Below are 20,293 nucleotides of genomic sequence, written 5' to 3' on the forward strand. Positions count from 1 at the left end.
ATGCCGGTTGATCCATCGGCGGTGATCGTGGCGATTGCCACTGCCCTCGGCGGTTTCGTGCAAGGTGCCGACATCCCATTACCGGTGAAAGATCAAGCAGCGCAAGCGATCCAGTCCTTTGAGGCATCGGCGCCTGCGGCCTCGCAGCAGATCAACGACATCATCGGGATGCTGCCCGAACAGGTTCAGGGCCAGGCGCAGCAGGCCGTGTCGGACGCGGCCGCCGCCGTGGAGAACTCGCTGCAGCCGTACCTGCCTCCCGCGCCGCCTGCCGCTCCGGCCGCACCCCCGGCCCCGCCCGCGTTGGCGGCCCCGGCCCCCGCCGCGCCCGCGGCGCCGCCCCGGTACTCAGCCCCACCAGCGCTGCAGGCGGGCCCGATCGGCGGCGACCCGAGTCGCACGCTGCCGGGCGCCTTGGCGGGTCTTCCCGAGCTGGCCATGGCCCCGATCGGCGCGATCGCCGTGTTCGTGCCCTGGCTGAAGAAGGCGGGCGAGATCTGCGAGGGCATCAAGCCGCCTGTCCTCGCCGCGCTCTATTCGGCGGAGAACGGATTCCGGTACGGCCCGACCGCGCCCGTGTCCCGGGACGGGGCCCGCGGGCCGGGCCAGTTCATGCCCGGTACCTGGGCAAAGTACGGCAAGGACGCCGACGGCGACGGCAAGGCGGACATCCTCGGCGTCGCGGACTCGGTGATGGCGTCGGGCCACCTGCTCTGCGACATGTACACCGAGATCGAGGGCTGGAAGAAGCAGGGCCTGGTCAAGGGGGACACCCTCGACCTGGCCATCGCCGGGTACAACGCGGGGGTCGGCGCCGTGCGGCGGTCGGGCGGGATGCCGTCCGGGCTGCCCGACTACGAGAACCAGACCAAACCGTATGTCGCGAAGATCCGGGCCACCGAGGCCCGATTCGCGGGCATTCTGACCCCGTTCGTCGGCAATTTCGGCGACAGTATCGGCGGAAAGATCGTCGAGGCCGCGCTGCGGTACCTGGGCCTGCCCTACGTCTGGGGTGGCGGCAACATCAACGGACCGTCCGGCGGCGGCTTCGACTGCTCCGGGCTGACGTCCTACGCGGTGTACGCCGCGACCGGCGATCTCCTGAAGCTGCCGCGGACCTCGGAAACCCAGTGGCACGTCGGCGAGGAGATCCCGCTGGCCGAGGCCAGGCCCGGTGACCTGCTCTTCGGCAACTGGCAGTCGGGCGGGCCGGGACACGTCGCGATCTACATGGGGAACGGGCAGATGGTGCACGCCCCGCAGAGAGGCGACGTGGTCCGGGTCGGGCCCGTGTTCGACGGGATGAAGGTCCGCCGGATGGTGTGACGGCGCCCGCCGCAGACAGAAGAACCCCGGTCCGAGTTGCTCGGACCGGGGTTCTTCTATGCGGGTGAGACCGCGGATCAGCTGTGGTACGGCTCCGCGCTGACGAGCGTGACCTCCATGGTGTTGCCGTTGGGGAGCGTGTACTTGCGGGTCTCGCCGACCTTCGCCTCGAGCAGCGCGCTGCCCAGCGGGGAGTTGGGGGAGTAGACCTCGAGCTTGTTGTCGCGGGCACCCTCTTCGCGGGTGGCGATCAGGAAGGTCTCGGTGTCGGACTTGTCGCCGTCGTAGTAGACCTTGACCACGGAACCGGGCAGTGCCACACCGGACTGGGTCGGCGCCTCGCCGACCTTCGCGCTGTTGAGCAGCTCCTGGAGCTGGCGGATGCGGGCCTCCTGCTGGCCCTGCTCCTCGCGTGCCGCGTGGTAGCCGCCGTTCTCCTTGAGATCGCCTTCCTCGCGTCGCTCGTTGATCTCGGCCGCGATGACCGGGCGGTTGGCAATGAGCTGGTCGAGTTCGCTCTTGAGCCGGTCGTGTGACTCCTGGGTAAGCCAGGTCACCTGGGTCTCGGTCATGCTCGATCACTCCTCGTAGTCGGGACCCATCCGCGGGTCCCCTGGGCGGGCCACTGAACTCCAGTGGCCTTCGGCGACGAGAGCGCGCCTACCCCCGGTGGTTGGATCCCCCCGGTTCGCTCAGTCACGTGAGCGGTGCACCCTGCCGCTATGCATCTATACGCAAATGCAGCAATACACGGTTCCAAAGCCGGAACCGTGTACCCGAGGATTCTAGCACGAGCTGGGATTTCTCCACGAAGATCGAGATCGCGCGGGCCGGAGCGGCAGCGCCGGGTCAGCCGGTGGTCAGGTACTCCGGCACGGTGGTCCCGCAGCCGTAGATGTCGGCGATGGCGGGTCGTTGAGAGGTTCTGATCAGCGTGGTCACGTCGACCGTCCCGCTGTCGGACGGCCCCAGATACACCTCGCGGCGGCCGGTCTCGGAGCCGTCCCTCGACCTGGCCCGCACGATGCAGACCGCGGGATCGGAGGGGTCCTCGCGGGTCACGGTGAAGCGGATGCTGATCGTCGAGTCGTCCACCAGGCTGTACGAGATCGACTGGCCCTCGACGTCGTCGCCGGCGAACTTGTTGTACGCGAAGAAGGCGAGGGCGAGCCCGAGGAGCACGACGCCGATGCTCAGGATGATCGCCACCACCCGGGAACCGCGCAGATCGCGCGTGGGCGTCGGGTAGCGGTCGGCGGGAGGCGTCTCGGTCATATCGCTCAGCTCTCGTACAGCGGCACCGGGCCTGTGGCGGCCCGGTCGGTGTACTCCGCGTGCTGCTGGGGCGGGGCCACGGCTGACGGCGGAAGTACCGGGTGGAACTATAGGGGAAGGACAACGGTGCGTTGTCGGCGGACGTCGGCGTCGGACCACCCGTCGGCGGGCCGACAGCGGATGCCGTCGGCGGGCCGACAATGGGTACCGTGGCGGGCCGACAATGGACACCGCGGCAGCCGACAATGTTGGCTACAGGCGAAGCTGAGGTGAAGGAGCACTGTGAGCGGATTGCGTCTCATGGCCGTGCACGCCCATCCCGACGACGAGTCGAGCAAGGGTGCCGCCACCACGGCCCGGTACTCGGCCGAGGGCAACGAGGTCCTCGTGGTGACGCTGACCGGTGGCGAGCGCGGCGACATCCTCAACCCCGCCATGGACGTGCCCGGCGTGCGCGACCGGATCAGCGAGGTGCGCAAGGAGGAGATGGCGGAGGCCGCCCGCATCCTCGGCGTCCAGCAGATCTGGCTCGGCTTCGTCGACTCCGGGCTACCCGAGGGGGACCCGCTGCCGCCGCTGCCCGAGGGCTGCTTCGCGCTGGTGCCGCTGGAGGAGTCCACCGAGGCACTGGTCAGGGTGATCCGCGAGTTCCGTCCGCACGTCATCACCACCTACGACGAGAACGGCGGATACCCGCACCCCGACCACATCCGCTGCCACGAGGTGTCGATGGCCGCGTACGAGGCCGCGGGCGACCCCGAGCGTTTTCCCGGGGTGGGGGAGCCGTGGGAGCCGCTCAAGCTCTACTACTCGCACGGCTTCATCCGCAAGCGTCTGCTGCTGTTCCAGGAGGAGTATGACCGCCGCGGCGAGGAGTTCCCGATGGCGGAGTGGCTGAAGAAGTGGAAGACCGAACAGGGCGACCTGATGGCCCGGGTGACCACCCAGATCATCTGCGGTGACTACTTCCCGCAGCGCGACGACGCCCTGCGCGCGCACGCCACCCAGATCGACCCCAACGGCTCGTTCTTCGCGGTGCCGCTGGACATTCAGCAGAAGATCTGGCCGACCGAGGAGTTCGAGCTCGCGAAGACGAGGGTGCGCACCGCGATCCCCGAGTCCGATCTGTTCGCAGGCATCGACCACGTCGGCTACGGCCACCCCGAGGAGAAGAAGTGATCTTGGCAAGCACGGCCGGCTGGCTGGCGCAGACCCCCAGCAACCCGGTCGGGCCGGAGTTCGGTAAGGCCTCACCGATCGGGTTCGTCATCATCGTGGCGCTGCTCGTCGGCACGGTGCTGCTGGTTCGATCGATGAACAAGCAGCTCCGCAAGCTGCCCGACACGTTCGAGCCGGAGCACCCCGAGCCCGACCAGGCCGCGGACGAGGGCACCGATCGGGGTGCGGCGGGTGGGCTGCCCCCGAAGGGGAAGAACTCCGAACCGCCGACCGGCGGAACGGGTTAGGACCGCAATGACCTCGGGTCGTCCCGCCGGCAGGTCAGCGCTCGCCCGAAACACCCTCGGCGGGGCGACGAGCCCCTACCTGCGTCAGCACGCCGACAACCCGGTGCACTGGCAGCAGTGGGGGCCGGAGGCTCTGGAATGGGCGCGGCTGCGGGACGTGCCGATCCTGCTGTCCGTCGGCTATTCCGCCTGTCACTGGTGCCACGTGATGGCCCACGAGTCCTTCGAGGACGAGGCGACGGCGGCCCTGATGAACGAGAACTTCGTCTGCATCAAGGTGGACCGCGAGGAGCGGCCGGACCTCGACGCGGTCTACATGAACGCCACCGTCGCGACGACCGGCCAGGGCGGCTGGCCGATGACCTGCTTCCTGACGCCCACGGCCGAGCCGTTCTACTGCGGCACCTACTACCCGACGGTGCCGCGCGGCGGGATGCCGTCCTTCACCCAGCTGCTCGAGGCCATCGCGGACACCTGGCGGGGCAGGCGCGGCGAGGTCGAGGAGGCGTCCGCCGCCATCACGGCGCAGCTGACCGCCAATTCAGCGGGTGTGCCGGGCGGCCAGGTGGTGCTCGACGCGGAGCTCCTCGATGCCGCGATCCACGCCGCGCTGCACGACGAGGACCAGACCAGGGGCGGATTCGGCCTGGCGCCGAAATTTCCCCCGTCCGCGCTGCTGGAGGGGCTGCTGCGCGGCTACGAGCGCACCGGCGACCCGCGAATGATCGCGGCGGTGGAACGCACCGCTCAGGCGATGGCTCGCGGCGGCATCTACGACCAGCTGGGCGGTGGGTTCGCGCGCTACTCGGTGGACGCGGACTGGGTGGTCCCGCACTTCGAGAAGATGCTCTACGACAACGCCCAGCTGCTGCGGGCCTATGCCCACCTGGGCAGGCGGACGGATTCGGCGCTGGCGATCCGGGTCGCGGAGGAGACCGTCGAGTTCCTGCTGCGGGACCTGCGCACCGTCACCGGGTGCTTCGCCTCTGCGCTGGACGCCGACACCGACGGCATCGAGGGCCTGACCTACGCGTGGACGCCTGACGAGCTGCTCGCGGCGCTCGGTTTCGAGGACGGGGTGTGGGCGGCCGGGCTGCTCGCCGTTAGCTCGGCGGGCAGCTTCGAGGCGGGCACCTCAGTGCTGCAGCTGCCGGAGGATCCCGACGACCGCGCGCGCTGGGACGCCGTGCGGTCGAGGCTGTTCGAGGCGCGATCGCACCGACCGCAGCCGGGGCGCGACGACAAGGTCGTCACCGCGTGGAACGGGCTGGCCATCACGGCGCTGGCCGAGGCCGGCGCCGGGCTCGGCCGCCCCGACTGGGTAGACGCCGCGGCGCACTGCGCCCGGGCGCTCCTCGACGAGCACCTGGTCGAGGGTCGACTGCGGCGGGCCTCGCTCGGTGGGGTGGTCGGCGAGGCGGCGGCGGTGCTCGACGACCACGGTGCGCTGGCGGTCGGGCTGTTGGTCCTGCACCAGGCGACCGGCGACCTCGAATGGCTCACCCGGGCAGAGGAACTCATCGACCTGGCGATCGAGCACTTCGCCGATCCCGCGGAGCCGGGCAGCTGGTTCGACACCGCGGATGACGCCGAGGTGCTGATCACCCGGCCACGCGACCCCTTCGACGGCGCCACGCCGTCGGGGGCGTCTCTGATGGCGGAGGCTCTTCTCGTCGCGGCGGCGCTGACCGGCCCGGAGCGCTCGTCCCGGTACGCCGCGGCCGCCGCGGCCACCCTGGACCGGGGGGCGCTGTTGCTGGCTCGCGCGGCCCGGTCCGCGGGGCACTGGCTGGCCGTGGCCGAGGCGTCGGTGCGCGGACCGATTCAGGTGGCGGTGTCGATGACGGGCGACGGCGCCGAGCTGCTCGACGCGGCCCGCCGCGAGGCACCGGGCGGCGCGGTGGTGATCGGCGGTGCGCCGGACACCGCGCCCCTGCTCACCGACCGGCCGCTGGTCGACGGGGAACCGGCCGCCTACGTGTGCCGAGGGTTCGTCTGTGACCGGCCGGCGGTGACCGTCGATGAGCTGAGGGCGGCGCTGGCACGCTAGCGGCTCGAGGTCGGAATCCGATCGTGCGCCGCGGACGAGGAGTCGTCCGCGGCGCACGATCTTCCGGGTCATCCGGGATCAGCGATCCTCGTTACGGCATCAGCGATCCGAAGATCATCTCCAGGCTGCCCTGTCCGGGAGGGCCCTCGGGTCCTTCGGGTCCTTCCGGCCCGGCGGGGCCTGCCGGTCCGGGGGCTCCGTCGGCGCCAGGGGCTCCGGGGGCTCCGTCGGCTCCGGGTGCTCCGGGTGCTCCGGGTGCTCCGGGTGCTCCGGGTGCTCCGGGGGCTCCGTCGGCGCCAGGGGGGCCCTGCGGGCCGGCGAGGTTCCACTCGACCGGGGTGGTGCCCACCGGGCACGCGGGCGGGGTTTCGTACGTGATCAACGTGACGAGTCCGATCATGTTATCTGCGCATCCGTAGAACGTCTGTGGCGCAGCATTCGATGTGCCAGCCGTGCCGAGCATGGCTCCAATGACGAATCCGCCGGCGATCGCGACCCGGCCGGTGGTTTTGAGCATTCGCATACAAATCCCTTTCGGTGGGGAGCGACGCATTGTCCGCACGCGTTGGGCGCGAGGATCATCGCTCAGCCTCGGAGCATTCAGGTCGCTTCCGGACCGCCATTGAAATACCGACCATTCGTTACGTAACCGTTGTCGATTCATTCTGGCGAATTCGGCATTCTCATCGGGGTCTGGAGATCCGCATATCGGCCCCGAAATCTGCAGCTGGTGCACGAATCTGGGTGTCGAATTCGTGTGTCGAATGGGATGTGCGAATCCCGCTATTCGGCCGCTTTGTTTCTTATTGACGCGAATTACTTCGGACCGTCACCTGAGGACGACGAGCCATACCGCGATGTAGTGGCACAGCGCCGCGATCACGGTGCCGGCGTGGAAGAACTCGTGATGGCCGAAGGTGGCGGGCCAGGGGTTCGGCCACTTGGTGGCGTAGAGGACGGCGCCGACGCTGTAGAGCACGCCGCCGACCGCGAGCAGGATCAGCGGCAGCCAGCCGACCTCGTCGACGAGCTGTCCCGCGACCGGCACGATCGCCCACCCGAGGATCAGGTAGAGCGGGACGCCGACCCAGCGCGGGGCGGTGGGCCACAGCATCTTCAGCGCCACCCCGGCCAGCGCGCCGGCCCACACCACGGCCAGCAGCGTCCGGCCGGTCCCGCTCGGCAGCGCGAGCAGCGCGAACGGCGTGTAGCTGCCGGCGATGAACAGGAAGATCATCGAATGGTCGGCGCGCTTCATCCAGATCCGGCTGCGCACCGTCGGCCAGTGCACCCGGTGGTACGTGGCACTCACGCCGAACACCCCGCACACCGTCACGGAGTAGATCGCCGTCGCGACGGCGGCCCGACCGGATTCCTGCGCGGCGACGGCGACCAGCACGGCGCACGCGATCGTCGCGACGGCGAATGCCCACAGGTGGATCCAGCCCCGCATCCGCGGCTTCACCGGCGGCGCTGCGAGGTCGAGTTCGGACATTGCTGCTCCCGGGCGGTCGTGAACCTACGGTTGCGTAGGTTCGGGCGTCGGTGGCCACTGTAGCGGCCACCGGAACCGCCCGAAACGGGGTGAGACGACGATTACAGCGGCGGCCGTCGGGGCCGCACCCGAGCCGCGTAATGTGGGCTCTCGTGGTGATGTCCAGGTGAAGGTCCCGAACCTGCTGTACAGCATCTACGAGCGACGCCTGTGCCGTCAGCTCGAGGGGCTCCAGCACCCGCGACACGTCGCGGTGATGTGCGATGGCAACCGTCGATGGGCCAGGGAGAACGGTTTCACCGACGTCAGCCACGGCCACCGGATGGGCGCGCTGAAGATCGCCGAGATGCTCGGCTGGTGCGACCAGGCCGGCATCGAGATGGCCACGATCTACCTGCTCTCCACCGAGAACCTGCGGCGCGAACCGGAGGAGCTCGACACCCTCCTCGAGATCATCACCGATGTGGTGGAAGAGATCTCGGGCCCGGGACAGAACTGGAGCGTCAAGATAGTCGGCACCCTGGACCTGCTCCCGGAGGACCAGGCCCGGCGCCTGCGCGAGGCCGCCGAGCGCACCGCGGGTCGCACGGGCACCCACGTCAACGTCGCCGTCGGGTACGGCGGTCGGCAGGAGATCGCGGACGCCGTGCAGTCGCTGCTGCGCGAGAAGGTGCACGAGGGACTGTCCGGCGATGCACTGGTCCGGGCCATGTCCGTCGAGGGGATAGACGGGCACCTCTACACCTCCGGGCAGCCTGATCCCGACCTGGTGATCCGGACCTCGGGGGAGCAGCGACTGTCCGGTTTCCTGCTCTGGCAGAGCGCATACTCCGAGATCTGGTTCACCGAGGCGTACTGGCCGGAGTTCCGGCACGTCGACTTCCTGCGCGCGCTGCGCGACTACGCGGCCCGGCACCGCCGGTTCGGCGCATAGGCGCTCCGCGCCGGTGCGTGGTTGACGAGTCCTGAGACTCGTCAACCGCGCACGGGCGGCGCAGCCGCCTACAGCTTGCGCAGGCGCAGCCGGTTGATGGAGTGGTCGGCGTCCTTGCGCAGCACCAGCGTGGCGCGGGGGCGGGTCGGCAGGATGTTCTCGACCAGGTTGGGCCGGTTGATCGAGTTCCAGATGTCGTCCGCGGCCAGGGTGGCGTGCTCGTCGGACAGCCCGGAGTAGTGGTGGAAGTGCGACGTCGGGTCCGCGAACGACGTCTTGCGCAGTGCCAGGAACCGCTTGATGTACCAGCGCTCGATGTCCTCGATCCGCGCGTCCACGTAGATGGAGAAGTCGAACAGGTCCGAGACCATCAGCCGCGGACCGGTCTGCAGGACGTTGAGACCCTCGATGATCAGGATGTCCGGCTGGCGAATCAGGTGGTACTGGCCGGGCAGGATGTCGTACGAGACGTGTGAGTACACCGGCGCCGCCACCTCTTCCGCGCCGGACTTGACCTCGGTGACGAAGCGCAGCAGCTTGCGGCGGTCGTAGCTCTCGGGAAAACCCTTGCGGTGCATGAGGCCCCGGCGCGTCAGCTCGGCCGTCGAGTAGAGGAAGCCGTCGGTGGTGACCAGATCGACGCGCGGGTGGTGGTCCCAGCGCGCGAGCAGGGCCTGCAGCACGCGAGCGGTGGTGGACTTGCCCACCGCGACGCTGCCCGCCACTCCGATCACGAAGGGCACCTGCCGATCCGGGTGCTTCTCGCCGAGGAACGTCGCGGTCGCGGCGAACAGTCGCTGCCGCGCGGCCACCTGGAGGTGGATGAGTCGGGAGAGCGGCAGGTAGACCTCGGCGACCTCGTCGAGGTCGATCTGTTCGCCGAGGCCGCGCAGGCCGAGGAGCTCCTCCTCGGTGAGCACGAGCGGTGTCGACTTACGCAGGGTTCGCCATTGCTTGCGGTCGAACTCGACGTAGGGGCTGCTCTCGCTCACTCGTGCCATGCGCGCACCTGGACCTCGCTCTGCATAGTCGGATTGTGCTCGACACCACTGCGCGCGGCGGCGGCGGGTCGGACAACCCGTCGATGGCTAGTGTGGACGACCATGGATCCCGTCGCACTCGTCCGCGAATACCTGCTGCTCGGACTCGGTTTCGACCGACTGGAGGAGGGCTTCGTCGACGCCTTCACCGGTGACCAGGCGCTGCGGAGGCAGGTGGAGAACGCGCCGGCGCCGGATCCGCGCCAGCTCGCGCGCCGCGCCGCGGAGCTGCGCGACGAGGTCGCCACCGCCGGCCTGTCGGAGGAGCGTGCCGCGTTCCTCGACGTGCACCTGCGCGCGCTGGAGTGCTCCGCGCGCAAGTTCGCGGGCGAGCAGATCGGCTTCGTCGACGAGGTGCAGGCCTACTTCGACGTACACATCGAGCCGGGTGCCGAGGACGACTACCGGGCGGCACACCGCGCGATGGACGAGGTGCTGCCGGGCAGCGGGCCGCTGGCCGAGCGGCTGCACGCACACCGGGCCGCCGACGAGATCCCGCCGGAGCGACTGGCGGAGTGCGTCGAGGCCTTCTCCAGCGCGCTGCGGGACCGGGTGCGGGCGGAGTACATGCTGCCCGAGACCGAGCGGGTCGAGTACGAGGTCGTCGGGGACAAGCCCTGGTCGGGGTTCAACTACTACCTCGGTGACTACCGGTCGAAGGTGGCGATCAACTCCGACCTCAAGCAGCACATGGCGAACCTGCCGCACCTGATCGCGCACGAGTCGTACCCCGGCCACCACACCGAACACTGCCGCAAGGAGGCGGGGCTCGTCGGCGCCGGGCAGGCCGAACAGACGCTGTTCCTGGTCAACACCCCGCAGTGCCTGATGGCGGAGGGCCTGGCGGACCACGCGCTCGGCTCGATCGTGGGGTGGCGGGGAGACGGCGGAACGCCCGTGGGCACGGGCTGGGGGCGGTGGGCCCAGGAGATCTACGCCGACCTGGGGCTGCGCTTCGACGGCGAGCGCGCCGAGCGGCTGGCGAACGCGTCGGCATCGCTGCTCGGCGTCCGGCAGGACGCGGCCCTGCTGCTGCACGACCGCGGCCGCAGCCACGACGACGTCGCCGCGTTCCTGCAGCGCTGGATGCTGTCGACGCCGGAGCGGGCCCGGCAGACCCTGCGCTTCCTGTCCGACCCGCTGTGGCGCGCCTACATCAGCACCTACGTCGAGGGCTACCGCCTGCTCGGCACCTGGCTCGATCGAGGGCGGGACGCCGCCGACCGGTCCGAGCTGTTCCGGCGGCTGCTGGACGAGCCGCTGATCCCGTCTGCGCTGCGCTGACCCCGGCTCGTCAGCCGCGCGGCGACCAGCCGGCCGGTCCGGGACCGAGCGCCTCGAACGACCCGACGTGGGCGCGGTTGACCTTCACCCGACGATCGAGCAGCCACGCATCGCCGCGCCGGACCCACCGGTCGTGGTAGTCGCCGAGGGTCCGGAACGTCAGGTGCGCCCGTTCGCCTGCGCCGACGTGCATGTCGGAGACGTAGGCCCGGCTGGTCGCGGTATCGCCGGTGACCTCGACCAGCACGTTGCCGAGCAGGTGCTGCGTCGGACCGCACTCGTCGAGGAAGGAGCGGATGCTGGTGACCAGCTCCGCCCGGCCGGTCAGCTCGCCGGTACCCAGGTCGGCGGTCACCTCGGGCAGGACCAACTCGTCGAGACCCGCCCAGTCCCGTTCGTCCATCGCTCGCGCGATCCGGATCAGGGCGCGGGTGACACCGCGCTCGGCGAGAAGGTCTTCGAGGTTCATCGGGGGTCTCCCTGCGGCCGCGGTGAGTGATCGGGATCGGACGCTAGCCGCGGCGGATCCCCGCGGTGGTCGGAATTCCCGATCGCCGGGATGCGACGCAGGTCTCGTTGCCGGGCACCCGTGGTCGGAGGCCACTGACCTGGTTCTAGACTGAAGCCTGCCCCTGCCCGGCCTTCCGCTTGGAGATCCCTCGATGACCGCTGTGCCCAGCACCGACGTCAACAACGCTTCGCTCGCCGAACTCGACCCCGAGGTCGCCGCGGCGATGAACGGTGAGCTGGCCCGTCAGCGCGACACCCTCGAGATGATCGCGTCCGAGAACTTCGTGCCGCGCGCGGTGCTGCAGGCACAGGGCAGCGTGCTGACCAACAAGTACGCCGAGGGTTACCCGGGCCGCCGCTACTACGGCGGCTGCGAGCACGTCGACGTCATCGAGGACCTGGCCCGCAACCGCGCCAAGGAGCTCTTCGGCGCCGAGTTCGCGAACGTGCAGCCGCACTCCGGCGCGCAGGCGAACGCCGCCGTGCTGATGGCGCTGATGAACCCCGGCGAGAAGCTGCTCGGCCTCGACCTGGCGCACGGCGGTCACCTCACGCACGGGATGAAGCTCAACTTCTCCGGCAAGCTGTACGACGTCGCGTCCTACGGGGTCAGCAAGGAAGACCACCGCATCGACATGGACGAGGTCCGCAAGATCGCCGTGGCCGAGAAGCCGAAGGTGATCGTCGCCGGCTGGTCCGCGTACCCGCGCCACGAGGACTTCGCGGCGTTCCGGTCCATTGCGGACGAGGTCGGCGCCTACCTGTGGGTCGACATGGCGCACTTCGCCGGGCTCGTCGCGGCCGGCCTGCACCCGTCGCCGGTGCCGTACGCCGACGTCGTGTCCACCACCGTGCACAAGACCCTCGGCGGCCCGCGTTCCGGCCTGATCCTGGCCAAGCAGGAGTGGGCCAAGAAGATCAACTCCGCGGTGTTCCCCGGTCAGCAGGGCGGGCCCCTCATGCACGCCATCGCCGCCAAGGCCGTCTCGCTGAAGATCGCGGGCACGGAGGAGTTCAAGGACCGTCAGGCCCGCACCCTGTCCGGCGCCCGGATCCTGGCCGAGCGCCTCACCGGCGCCGACGTCGCGGACAAGGGCATCTCCGTGCTCACCGGCGGCACCGACGTGCACCTGGTCCTGGTGGACCTGCGCAACTCGGCGCTCGACGGTCAGCAGGGCGAGGATCTGCTGCACGAGGTCGGCATCACGGTCAACCGCAACGCGGTGCCCTTCGACCCGCGTCCGCCGATGGTCACCTCCGGCCTGCGCATCGGCACCGCCGCCCTGGCCACCCGCGGATTCGGGGACGCCGAGTTCACCGAGGTCGCGGACGTCATCGCCACCGCGCTTGCACAGGGCTCGGACGCCGACTTCGCGGCGCTGCGCGCCCGGGTCTCGAAGCTGGCACTGGACCTGCCGCTGTACGAGGGACTCGAGGACTGGGGCCTGCTCTCCAAGTCGGTCTAGCGCGCGAGCTGGAGTTAACGACGCGTTCATCGGCGCCCTGCGTGTTGCGAGTGCAGCAGGGCGCCGTTCGCAGTAGCGTCCCCGGTAACAGGCAGCGGACAAGCTGCCTGTCCGGGAGGTTCTGATCGTGGCTGGATATTTCAGTGCGAGGGGGCCGGCGCCCGGCCCTCGTGCGGATTGACGCACCAGGGACGGACCGGCCCAGCGAACTGAAGTTTGCGCGGGCGCCGCGCAGACGTAGGAGCCTCACGTGACCGCAACTCGCTCCGTATCTGCCCACACCGGACATGCCGGGAACTCCCCGAGGTCCGCATCCACGAAGTCTCCCGAACAGTCAGTTCGCACCTACGTACTCGACACCTCGGTCCTGCTCTCGGATCCGTGGGCCGTCACGCGTTTTGCCGAGCACGAGGTGGTCCTGCCGCTGGTGGTGATCGGGGAACTGGAGGGCAAACGCCACCATCACGAGTTGGGATGGTTTGCCCGCGAGGCACTTCGGATGCTCGACGATCTGCGGATCGAGCACGGACGACTGGATCAGCCGGTTCCGATCGGCTCCGACGACGGCACGCTCCAGGTAGAGCTCAACCACACCGACCCGGCGGTCCTCCCCGTCGGATTCCGAACCGACTCAAACGATTCCAGGATCCTCGCCTGTGCCCTCAACCTCGCGGCCGAGGGCAAGGAGGTGGTCCTGGTCAGCAAGGACATCCCCCTGCGGGTCAAGGCGGGCGCGGTGGGTCTGCCCGCCGACGAGTACCACGCGCACGACGTGGTCCCGTCGGGATGGACGGGGATGACCGAGCTCGACGTGGCCAGGGCCCGGATCGACGAGTTGTTCTCGGAGGGAGTGATCGACCTCGACGAGGCGCGAGAGCTGCCCTGTCACACCGGGATCCGGATGATCGGCGGGAGTTCCAGCGCGCTGGGGCGGGTGACTCCGGACAAGCGGGTGCAGCTGGTCCGCGGCGAGCGAGAGGCCTTCGGTCTGCACGGCCGCTCGGCCGAACAACGGATCGCCCTCGACCTCCTGCTGGACGAGAGCATCGGCATCATCTCGCTCGGCGGCAAGGCCGGCACCGGCAAGTCGGCGCTCGCCCTGACCGCCGGACTGGAGGCGGTGCTCGAGCGTCGCACGCACCGGAAGGTGGTCGTGTTCAGGCCGCTGTACGCGGTCGGTGGCCAGGAGCTCGGCTATCTGCCCGGCAGCGAGAGCGAGAAGATGGGGCCGTGGGCGCAGGCGGTGTTCGACACCCTCGACGGCCTGGCCAGTCCCGAGGTGATGGACGAGGTGATCAGCCGCGGGATGCTGGAAGTGTTGCCGCTCACCCACATTCGCGGTCGGTCGCTACACGATTCCTTTGTGATCGTGGACGAGGCCCAGTCTCTCGAGCGCAACGTGCTGCTCACGGTGCTGTCGAGGCTGGGGACCGGGTCGAGGGTGGTGCTCACCCACGACGTCGCCCAGCGCGACAACCTGCGGGTCGGCAGGCACGACGGTGTCGCGGCGGTGATCGAGAAGCTCAAGGGGCACCCGCTCTTCGCCCACGTCACGCTCACCCGTAGTGAGCGCTCACCGATCGCCGCGCTGGTGACGGAAATGCTCGAGGAGTTCGGCCCCACCTCCTGAGCAGCCGGGTGGGGAGGCCCCGCTCGGGCCTCCCCACCCGCCGCCAGAGCCGCCCGATCGACAACCGTCAATGTCGGCATCAACACACGTCATCGCGTGTTTTCGGAGCCCTCTCGCGTGGCGCGGATGGTGCCGGCTTCCGTACCCTCGGCGGACGTGGTGGACGGTGTAGCGAAGACGGACGACGGCGCGGGGGACTGGGATGGTCCCGGCGCGTTGCAGGCGACGTACCTCCCCGAACACGGGGCGATCGGCTGGTGGGGCATCGCGGATGTGGCGGGCGGTCTCGGGTCACTCGGTATCCCCGCCGGTCGCGACGCGACGTTCCGGCTCGCGGTTCCGGTCGACGGGCTCGAGGTGGCGCCGCGGACCGTGGCAGGGCATCTGGTCGATCTGGTGGACGTACTGCCCGCACTGCGCGCGATGGACCGTGGGGCGGCCGTGGGGAGATCCGTCCGGGCGTGGTGTGAGGCCGCGGGCCTGGCGCGCGGCGACCGGTCGGAGTGCGGGGATGCGCTCGACGAGCTCGCCGCACGCATGCCTGCCGCGGCCCACTCGGTGCCGAGCGACGACGAGTCCGCGATACACACCGCCACCGGCCTGCTGGGCAGGTTCATCTCGGCGGCGCGGACCACCGACGACCTGGCGGCGGCACACATCCGGGCCACCCTGCGGCCGTACCAGGTCCAGGGCGTCGCGTGGCTCGGGGCGCTCGACGAGGCGGGCGGCGGCATCCTCGCCGACGAGATGGGCCTCGGCAAGACGCTGCAGGCGATCTGCGTGCTCGCCACCCGAAACGAGCTGGGTCCGCACCTCGTGGTGTGCCCGACCTCGGTGGTCGGCAACTGGCGCCGCGAGCTCGCGCGGTTCGCCCCCGACGTCCCGGTCATCGTCCATCACGGCGCCAGGCGCGCGCTCCCCGCGGGCGTGAGCCCGGGGACCGTGGTGCTGACCAGCTACAGCGTGCTGCGCTCGGACATCGGCCGGTTGATGGAAATACCCTGGGATGCAGTGGTATTCGACGAGGCACAGCAGATCAAGAACCCCGATTCACTCGCCGCCAGGGCGGCGGCGCGACTGTCCGCGCGGATCCGGGTCGCCATGACCGGTACCCCCGTCGAGAACCGGCTCGACGAGCTGTGGTCGATCTTCCACGCCGCCAACCCGGAGCTGTTGGGCACCAGGGTGCGGTTCCGTCAGCGGTTCGCGGTGCCGATCGAGTCCCGTCGATCGGCCACGGCCGCGGCCAGGCTCAGCGCCCTCATCGCCCCGCACGTGCTGCGGCGAACCAAGGCCGAGGTCGCCGCCGAGCTGCCGAGCAAGCAGTACTCGACGATCGCGTGCACCCTGTCGGACGAGCAGTCGCGGCTCTACCGCGATACGGTGGACCGCGCGTTCGACGCGGGGCTCGGCAGCGGAATCGCCCGGCGCGGCAACGTACTCGCCCTGCTGACCACCCTCAAACAGGTGTGCAACCATCCCGAGCAGCTCCTCGGCGACGGAGGCCTGTTGCCCGGTAGGTCGGGCAAGTTCGACCGGGCCACCGAAATGCTCTCGGAGATAGTCGACGACGGCGACCGGGCGCTGGTGTTCACCCAGTACCGCGCGATGGGGGAGCTGCTGTCGACGCACCTGACCGCCGAGCTCGGGGTGGGCGAGATCCCCTTCCTGCACGGTGGTCTGAGCGCGCAGTCGCGTGATCGGATGGTCGAGGATTTCCAGGATGATCCGGGCGCGGCCCCCGTCCTCATCCTGAGTCTGCGCGCGGCGGGGTTCGGACTGAACCTGACCCGAGCCAGCCACGTCATGCACTACGACCGGTGGTGGAACCCCGCGGTCGAGGACCAGGCCACGGACCGGGCCCACCGGATCGGTCAGCGCCGAACGGTGAACGTGTACACCCTCGTGACCGGCGGCACCATCGAAGACCACATCGCCTCGATGCACGAATCGAAACGAGCTCTGGCGGAATCTATTTCAGAGAACTCGGAGGCCGCCCTGGCCGATCTGGCGGATGACGAGCTGCGCTCGCTGCTCGACCTCGACGCGGTGGGGGCTCGATGATGGCAGCGGAGTTCGGCGCAACGGCGTGGGGGCGGGCCTGGCTTCGCACGATCGAGTCGACGGCGGCCGCCGCGCCGAATACACAGCTGCCCCAGGCGAGGAGCCTGGCACGGGGCGGCGCGGTGACGTTCACCGATGTGTCCGCCGGCCGGATCGGCGCGGAGGTGGTCGCGAGGCAGAACACCTACGCGGTCGCCATCGCGGTGCCGCGCTGGGACGACGCCACCCGGGCGCGCGTGCGGGCGTTGCTCGACGCGGCGGGCCGCGTGGGTGGCGCCGCGTCGGGCGATCTCCCGGATGCGGTGGTGGCGGAGCTGCTGAGCGCCGGCATCGCGGTCGCGGCGCAACCGGCGGAGTGCGGGGTGAGCTGTACCTGCACGGGCCGCCGGTCGCCGTGCCTGCACCACCTGGCGACCGTCTACGCCCTCGTCCAGCAGATCGACGAGGAGCCGGCGTTGGCGGTACGGCTGCGGTCCGACGATTCCCACGCCGGCGGCTCCGCGGATCCCGGCGCCCCGGGGCGACAGGACTGGGTGCCACTGTCCGAGGTGGACCCGGCGACGTTCTACGGCTGAGGGGAGAACCTGACGTCGCCTCAGGTGCGGGTGAGCCGGTACGCCTCCGCCTCTGAGGCCAGCCGGCGCAGCGCGGACATCAGCTGGTCGCCGACCATCGTCCACACCACCACTGCCTCGCTCATCGACTCGCGGTCGCCGAGCGCGAGCATGGCCTCGACATCCGTGGTCGCGACCTCGGCCGCCGCCTTCGCATAGGTGTCGATGCGCTCGAGCAGTCGCTCCTGTCCCATCCGTCGCAGCGTCGCGATGGCGGCCGCGGCGGTCTCGCGCGCGGGATTGCCCTCCTTCACCTGCCAGCCCCACCGCGTCAGCAGCCGGTCGACCTCGTCCAGGGACTCCGGGGGTGCCGCGGGCGCAGGTGCGGGCGCCGCGGGGGTCATCGCGTACTGGGCCTTGCCGACGGCCTCGAAGGTGCCGCGTTCGGGGGAGTTGATCAGGTCCACGACCGTGCGGGTGTCGGCGACGGAGAGTCCGCCGACCTCGATCAGCGCGCGCACCAGCTTGAGTCTGTGCAGGTGGTCCTCGCCGTAGGCCACCTGGTTCGGCCCGGACCTCTCGCCCGGATGCAGCAGGCCCTCGCGGACGTAGTACTTGATCGTGGGTGTCGAGATCCCCGACCGCGCACTGAGTTCGCCGATTCGCACGGTGTCCTCCTCTGTGATCGTGCCTCTTGCATACCCGAACGGATACCGATAGTTTCACTACCGATAGTACAACTATCGATAGTCTCGGAGGATGGAGGCCCGCCCGTGGTCGGAGTCCCGAGCGTCGACGCGTTCGTCGGTCTGTGTGCACCCGCGTTGCTGGCGTGCGCGGGCCTGTTGCTCGCGGTGGAGGCCGGACTGCTGATCGGCCTGCTGATACCGGCGGGAACCCTCGTGCTCGGACTGGGGTTCCTGGTCGGGATCGGTGAACTGCCCGTGGCCCCCACCGTTGTCACGGTCGCGGCCGCATCCACAGCGGGCGCACAGCTCGGCTTCCTGCGCGCCCGCAGGCGAGGGCCGGGCTCGCTGCGGTTGCCGGTCCGGGTGAGCCGCCGGATCTCCACGGTCGCCGAGCCGCTGCGCACCACCTTTCGACGGTGGCCCACCGCACTGGCCGGGGTCGGCCACTTCTTCGGTGGGGCGCGGACACTGTCCCCGCGGCTGGCCGCGGCCACCGGGGTGTCGTACCGCCGCTTCGCGGTGACGAGTGTCGGTGCCTCCCTGGTCTGGTCGGCCGCGTTGGTGTTGACCGGGCGGCTCGCCGGGATGGATTCGACCGTGCGTGAGCTGTTCTCGACGTTGGCGTTGCCCGTGCTGGCCACGGTGCTGCTGGCGCAGTGGGTGATCGGGCGCCGGGCCGGCCGCGAGCGGGTCGGCTCAGTCGCCGAGCTCGGCGACCAACGTCTTCCAGAACGGCCGCCAGTGTTCCACGGCGTCGGCCGATTCGAGCTTCTCGTGCCCGATGCCGAGGGTGGCCCGGTCCGGTGACTTCTGGTGGATCGTGACGCCGACCCGGGTCCCGTCCTCGAGCGTGCAGCGCCAGTACCGCCACTTCTCGGTGGCGCTCACGGCGGCGTCACCGAAGATCGCGACGTCGGAGAACTCGGTGCGCCCGCCGACCAGGGTCACCCAGCTGGACAGCGCCTCGTCCATGGTCCCGGTCAGGGTCTTGCTCACCGACACCGAGAATTCGCCGTTGCAGTCCTGGCCGGGGACCCGTCGTCCGATCTGCTGCTCGTAGGCCACCGTCACCGACTGGGCCCACCATCCCGTGGTTCCCCACTCATCCTGGATGAGGCGGGCAATCTCGTTGTGGGGGAGGCCTTTTGCGCCAGCCGAATCGAGCAGGTCGATCCACTCCGACCAGTCGCGGCCGGTGCCCTTCTCGATGGCGTCCGTGTTGCTCGGGCGGGTCATGCGGCGACGATACCGAAATCCCGAACGGCGCAGGTGCTTGACCGCGCAGGCCCCGCGGGACACCATGTGGTGTGCGCAAATTGGCGAGCGCGATCCTCTCGACCGTCATCGCAACGGTGCTGGCGCTGCTGTGTGCGCCGCACGCTCTGGCTCAGGGGCCCTGGTTCGGCGGGGCCGTCGGCGGGGCCACCCAGGTCATTGCTGTCCGTGGTTCGGGCGGCTCGGACGCCACCCTGGAGGCCTGGCAGCGCTCGCCGCTCGGCTGGCACCGGATCTCCCCGACCCTGCCCGCGAAGGTCGGGGCGGACGGGTTCACGGAGGCCGCCACGGACGGCGTGCCCGCGACCCCGGAGGGCGTGTTCAGCCTGGACGCGGCGTTCGGTACCGCCGGGAACCCGGGTGGTGGCCTCCCGTACCGGCAGGTGGGGCCCGACGACTGGTGGGACGGCGACCCGGACAGCGCGACCTACAACACGCATCAGGTCTGCGCCCCGGGGTCCTGCGCCTTCGACGAGTCGGTCAGCGAGCAGCTGGAGATCCCCGCCTACCGCTATGCGGTGGTGATGGGCGTCAACAAGGAGCGGGTGCCGGGCGGTGGCGGCGCCTTCTTCCTGCACGTCGCCAACGGCGAGCCCACCCTGGGCTGCGTCGCGGTGAGCGAGGGCGCGCTGGTCTGGCTGATCCGCTGGCTGCAACCGGGAGCGGTCATCGCCATCGAGGCCTGAGGAGGGCCCATGAACAGTGATCCATCCGCTGGCTCCGCGGACGCGAAGTCGGTCGCGGTGCAGAGCATCGAGTTCGTGGCCGCGGGCAGTCGCGACGACTTCGACGCCGTCATCCATCCGGACGCCTACAACCACGAGACCAGGACCGAGCCGCCGCACACCCGCACCCGTGGACCCGCCTCCTGGTACGCGACCGCGTTGTGGCTTCGCCGGGCGTTCGCGGACCTGGACTTCGAGATCCGGCACGCCGTGGCGGACGGGGACCTCGTTGCCGTCGAGGTGACCATGAGCGGTCGCCACGTGGGGCAGTTCGTGAACTACGACGAGAGTGGCGCCGTCGATCAGGCCTTTCCGCCGACCGGGCGGAGTTTTGCTGTCGCCCAATCGCATTGGGTTCGAATCCGGGACGGCCAGGTGATCGAGCACTGGGCGGACCGCGATGATCTGGGCATGGCGCAGCAACTCGGGTGGACGCCGCCCGGCCCGGCGTACCTGGCGCGGATGGTGTGGGCCACGCGACGGGCACGGAAGACCCCGCCGGATTGACCG

Annotated in this window: 20 protein-coding genes; 13 read left to right on the forward strand and 7 right to left on the reverse strand. The window is 70.0% G+C overall.

The genetic code is table 11. From position 1 onward, the window contains the following. Positions 1-1,326: a C40 family peptidase gene (locus tag ACFQS9_RS13095; RefSeq protein ID WP_378405276.1), complete on the forward strand. Its 1,326-nt coding sequence runs from the start codon at positions 1-3 to the stop codon at positions 1,324-1,326. A 77-nt stretch (positions 1,327-1,403) separates the two neighbouring features. On the opposite strand, the gene greA is transcribed toward ACFQS9_RS13095, so the two are convergent. Then, the gene (gene greA, locus ACFQS9_RS13100; protein WP_378405278.1) at positions 1,404-1,898 is read right to left on the reverse strand and encodes a transcription elongation factor GreA; all 495 of its coding nucleotides are present in this window, start codon (positions 1,896-1,898) and stop codon (positions 1,404-1,406) included. Positions 1,899-2,175: 277 nt separating this feature from the next. Beyond that, a complete protein-coding gene (locus tag ACFQS9_RS13105) occupies positions 2,176-2,601 on the reverse strand; it encodes a DUF4307 domain-containing protein (protein WP_378405280.1) in 426 nt (141 codons plus the stop codon). A 282-nt stretch (positions 2,602-2,883) separates the two neighbouring features. Here ACFQS9_RS13105 and mca point away from each other — a divergent pair, with 282 nt between their 5' ends. The 3 genes from mca to ACFQS9_RS13120 are packed head-to-tail and all read left to right on the forward strand — an operon-like array spanning position 2,884 to position 6,117. After that, complete coding sequence (mca, locus tag ACFQS9_RS13110; protein ID WP_378405282.1) at positions 2,884-3,780, forward strand: mycothiol conjugate amidase Mca; 897 nt, start codon at positions 2,884-2,886, stop codon at positions 3,778-3,780. After that, positions 3,777-4,067 (forward strand): hypothetical protein, encoded by a 291-nt coding sequence (locus tag ACFQS9_RS13115; RefSeq protein WP_378405283.1) that lies wholly within the window; start codon positions 3,777-3,779, stop codon positions 4,065-4,067. The genes mca and ACFQS9_RS13115 overlap by 4 nt, the downstream gene beginning before the upstream one ends. A 7-nt stretch (positions 4,068-4,074) precedes the next feature. Continuing rightward, positions 4,075-6,117, forward strand: coding sequence for a thioredoxin domain-containing protein (locus ACFQS9_RS13120; RefSeq protein WP_378405285.1), 2,043 nt, complete (start codon positions 4,075-4,077; stop codon positions 6,115-6,117). 829 nt (positions 6,118-6,946) lie between these two features. On the opposite strand, the gene trhA is transcribed toward ACFQS9_RS13120, so the two are convergent. Next, the gene (trhA, locus tag ACFQS9_RS13125) at positions 6,947-7,612 is read right to left on the reverse strand and encodes a PAQR family membrane homeostasis protein TrhA (RefSeq protein WP_378405287.1); all 666 of its coding nucleotides are present in this window, start codon (positions 7,610-7,612) and stop codon (positions 6,947-6,949) included. Positions 7,613-7,778: 166 nt separating this feature from the next. On the opposite strand from trhA, the gene ACFQS9_RS13130 reads away from it, so the two are divergent. Then, positions 7,779-8,546: an isoprenyl transferase gene (locus ACFQS9_RS13130; protein ID WP_378405289.1), complete on the forward strand. Its 768-nt coding sequence runs from the start codon at positions 7,779-7,781 to the stop codon at positions 8,544-8,546. Positions 8,547-8,614: 68 nt separating this feature from the next. Here the strand turns inward: ACFQS9_RS13130 and coaA are convergent, their stop codons facing one another. Beyond that, complete coding sequence (gene coaA / locus ACFQS9_RS13135) at positions 8,615-9,547, reverse strand: type I pantothenate kinase (RefSeq protein ID WP_378405291.1); 933 nt, start codon at positions 9,545-9,547, stop codon at positions 8,615-8,617. Between the two features lie 102 nt (positions 9,548-9,649). On the opposite strand from coaA, the gene ACFQS9_RS13140 reads away from it, so the two are divergent. Next, complete coding sequence (locus ACFQS9_RS13140; protein ID WP_378405292.1) at positions 9,650-10,870, forward strand: DUF885 domain-containing protein; 1,221 nt, start codon at positions 9,650-9,652, stop codon at positions 10,868-10,870. A gap of 10 nt (positions 10,871-10,880) precedes the next feature. Here the strand turns inward: ACFQS9_RS13140 and ACFQS9_RS13145 are convergent, their stop codons facing one another. Then, complete coding sequence (locus tag ACFQS9_RS13145; protein ID WP_378405294.1) at positions 10,881-11,339, reverse strand: nuclear transport factor 2 family protein; 459 nt, start codon at positions 11,337-11,339, stop codon at positions 10,881-10,883. 193 nt (positions 11,340-11,532) lie between these two features. On the opposite strand from ACFQS9_RS13145, the gene glyA reads away from it, so the two are divergent. The 4 genes from glyA (at position 11,533) to ACFQS9_RS13165 (ending at position 17,115) form a co-directional block, all read left to right on the forward strand. After that, positions 11,533-12,846, forward strand: coding sequence for a serine hydroxymethyltransferase (glyA, locus tag ACFQS9_RS13150; protein WP_378405296.1), 1,314 nt, complete (start codon positions 11,533-11,535; stop codon positions 12,844-12,846). Positions 12,847-13,096: 250 nt separating this feature from the next. Beyond that, entirely contained in the window at positions 13,097-14,476 is a 1,380-nt protein-coding gene (locus ACFQS9_RS13155) for a PhoH family protein (protein WP_378405298.1), read from the forward strand. 156 nt (positions 14,477-14,632) lie between these two features. Continuing rightward, on the forward strand, positions 14,633-16,540 hold the full coding sequence (locus tag ACFQS9_RS13160) for a DEAD/DEAH box helicase (RefSeq protein WP_378405300.1): 1,908 nt from the start codon (positions 14,633-14,635) through the stop codon (positions 16,538-16,540). After that, positions 16,537-17,115, forward strand: a complete 579-nt coding sequence (locus ACFQS9_RS13165) for a hypothetical protein (RefSeq protein WP_378405301.1) — start codon at positions 16,537-16,539, stop codon at positions 17,113-17,115. The genes ACFQS9_RS13160 and ACFQS9_RS13165 overlap by 4 nt, the downstream gene beginning before the upstream one ends. A 20-nt stretch (positions 17,116-17,135) precedes the next feature. On the opposite strand, the gene ACFQS9_RS13170 is transcribed toward ACFQS9_RS13165, so the two are convergent. After that, positions 17,136-17,762, reverse strand: coding sequence for a MerR family transcriptional regulator (locus tag ACFQS9_RS13170; RefSeq protein ID WP_378405303.1), 627 nt, complete (start codon positions 17,760-17,762; stop codon positions 17,136-17,138). Between the two features lie 105 nt (positions 17,763-17,867). Here ACFQS9_RS13170 and ACFQS9_RS13175 point away from each other — a divergent pair, with 105 nt between their 5' ends. After that, positions 17,868-18,590 (forward strand): DedA family protein, encoded by a 723-nt coding sequence (locus tag ACFQS9_RS13175; RefSeq protein ID WP_378405305.1) that lies wholly within the window; start codon positions 17,868-17,870, stop codon positions 18,588-18,590. Here the strand turns inward: ACFQS9_RS13175 and ACFQS9_RS13180 are convergent. Then, positions 18,480-19,019 (reverse strand): hypothetical protein, encoded by a 540-nt coding sequence (locus ACFQS9_RS13180; RefSeq protein WP_378405307.1) that lies wholly within the window; start codon positions 19,017-19,019, stop codon positions 18,480-18,482. The two genes, ACFQS9_RS13175 and ACFQS9_RS13180, sit on opposite strands and share 111 nt — an antisense overlap. A 71-nt stretch (positions 19,020-19,090) precedes the next feature. Between ACFQS9_RS13180 and ACFQS9_RS13185 the strand changes: the two genes are divergently transcribed. Together ACFQS9_RS13185 and ACFQS9_RS13190 are read left to right on the forward strand one after the other, a co-directional pair. Next, a complete protein-coding gene (locus ACFQS9_RS13185) occupies positions 19,091-19,744 on the forward strand; it encodes a L,D-transpeptidase family protein (RefSeq protein WP_378405308.1) in 654 nt (217 codons plus the stop codon). Between the two features lie 9 nt (positions 19,745-19,753). Continuing rightward, positions 19,754-20,290, forward strand: coding sequence for an ester cyclase (locus tag ACFQS9_RS13190; RefSeq protein WP_378405310.1), 537 nt, complete (start codon positions 19,754-19,756; stop codon positions 20,288-20,290). The last annotated feature ends 3 nt before the right edge of the window (positions 20,291-20,293 follow it).

It is taken from the genome of Rhodococcus daqingensis, from assembly GCF_042665615.1.
Classification (GTDB): Bacteria; Actinomycetota; Actinomycetes; order Mycobacteriales; family Mycobacteriaceae; genus Rhodococcus_G; species Rhodococcus_G daqingensis.

Coding starts and splice junctions, on each gene's coding strand:
- ACFQS9_RS13095 (WP_378405276.1), top strand. CDS start 1: ATGCCGGTTGATCCATCGGCGGTGATCGTGGCGATTGCCACTGCCCTC.
- greA (WP_378405278.1), bottom strand. CDS start 1,898: ATGACCGAGACCCAGGTGACCTGGCTTACCCAGGAGTCACACGACCGG.
- ACFQS9_RS13105 (WP_378405280.1), bottom strand. CDS start 2,601: ATGACCGAGACGCCTCCCGCCGACCGCTACCCGACGCCCACGCGCGAT.
- ACFQS9_RS13120 (WP_378405285.1), top strand. CDS start 4,075: ATGACCTCGGGTCGTCCCGCCGGCAGGTCAGCGCTCGCCCGAAACACC.
- trhA (WP_378405287.1), bottom strand. CDS start 7,612: ATGTCCGAACTCGACCTCGCAGCGCCGCCGGTGAAGCCGCGGATGCGG.
- coaA (WP_378405291.1), bottom strand. CDS start 9,547: ATGGCACGAGTGAGCGAGAGCAGCCCCTACGTCGAGTTCGACCGCAAG.
- ACFQS9_RS13140 (WP_378405292.1), top strand. CDS start 9,650: ATGGATCCCGTCGCACTCGTCCGCGAATACCTGCTGCTCGGACTCGGT.
- ACFQS9_RS13145 (WP_378405294.1), bottom strand. CDS start 11,339: ATGAACCTCGAAGACCTTCTCGCCGAGCGCGGTGTCACCCGCGCCCTG.
- glyA (WP_378405296.1), top strand. CDS start 11,533: ATGACCGCTGTGCCCAGCACCGACGTCAACAACGCTTCGCTCGCCGAA.
- ACFQS9_RS13165 (WP_378405301.1), top strand. CDS start 16,537: ATGATGGCAGCGGAGTTCGGCGCAACGGCGTGGGGGCGGGCCTGGCTT.
- ACFQS9_RS13180 (WP_378405307.1), bottom strand. CDS start 19,019: ATGACCCGCCCGAGCAACACGGACGCCATCGAGAAGGGCACCGGCCGC.
- ACFQS9_RS13190 (WP_378405310.1), top strand. CDS start 19,754: ATGAACAGTGATCCATCCGCTGGCTCCGCGGACGCGAAGTCGGTCGCG.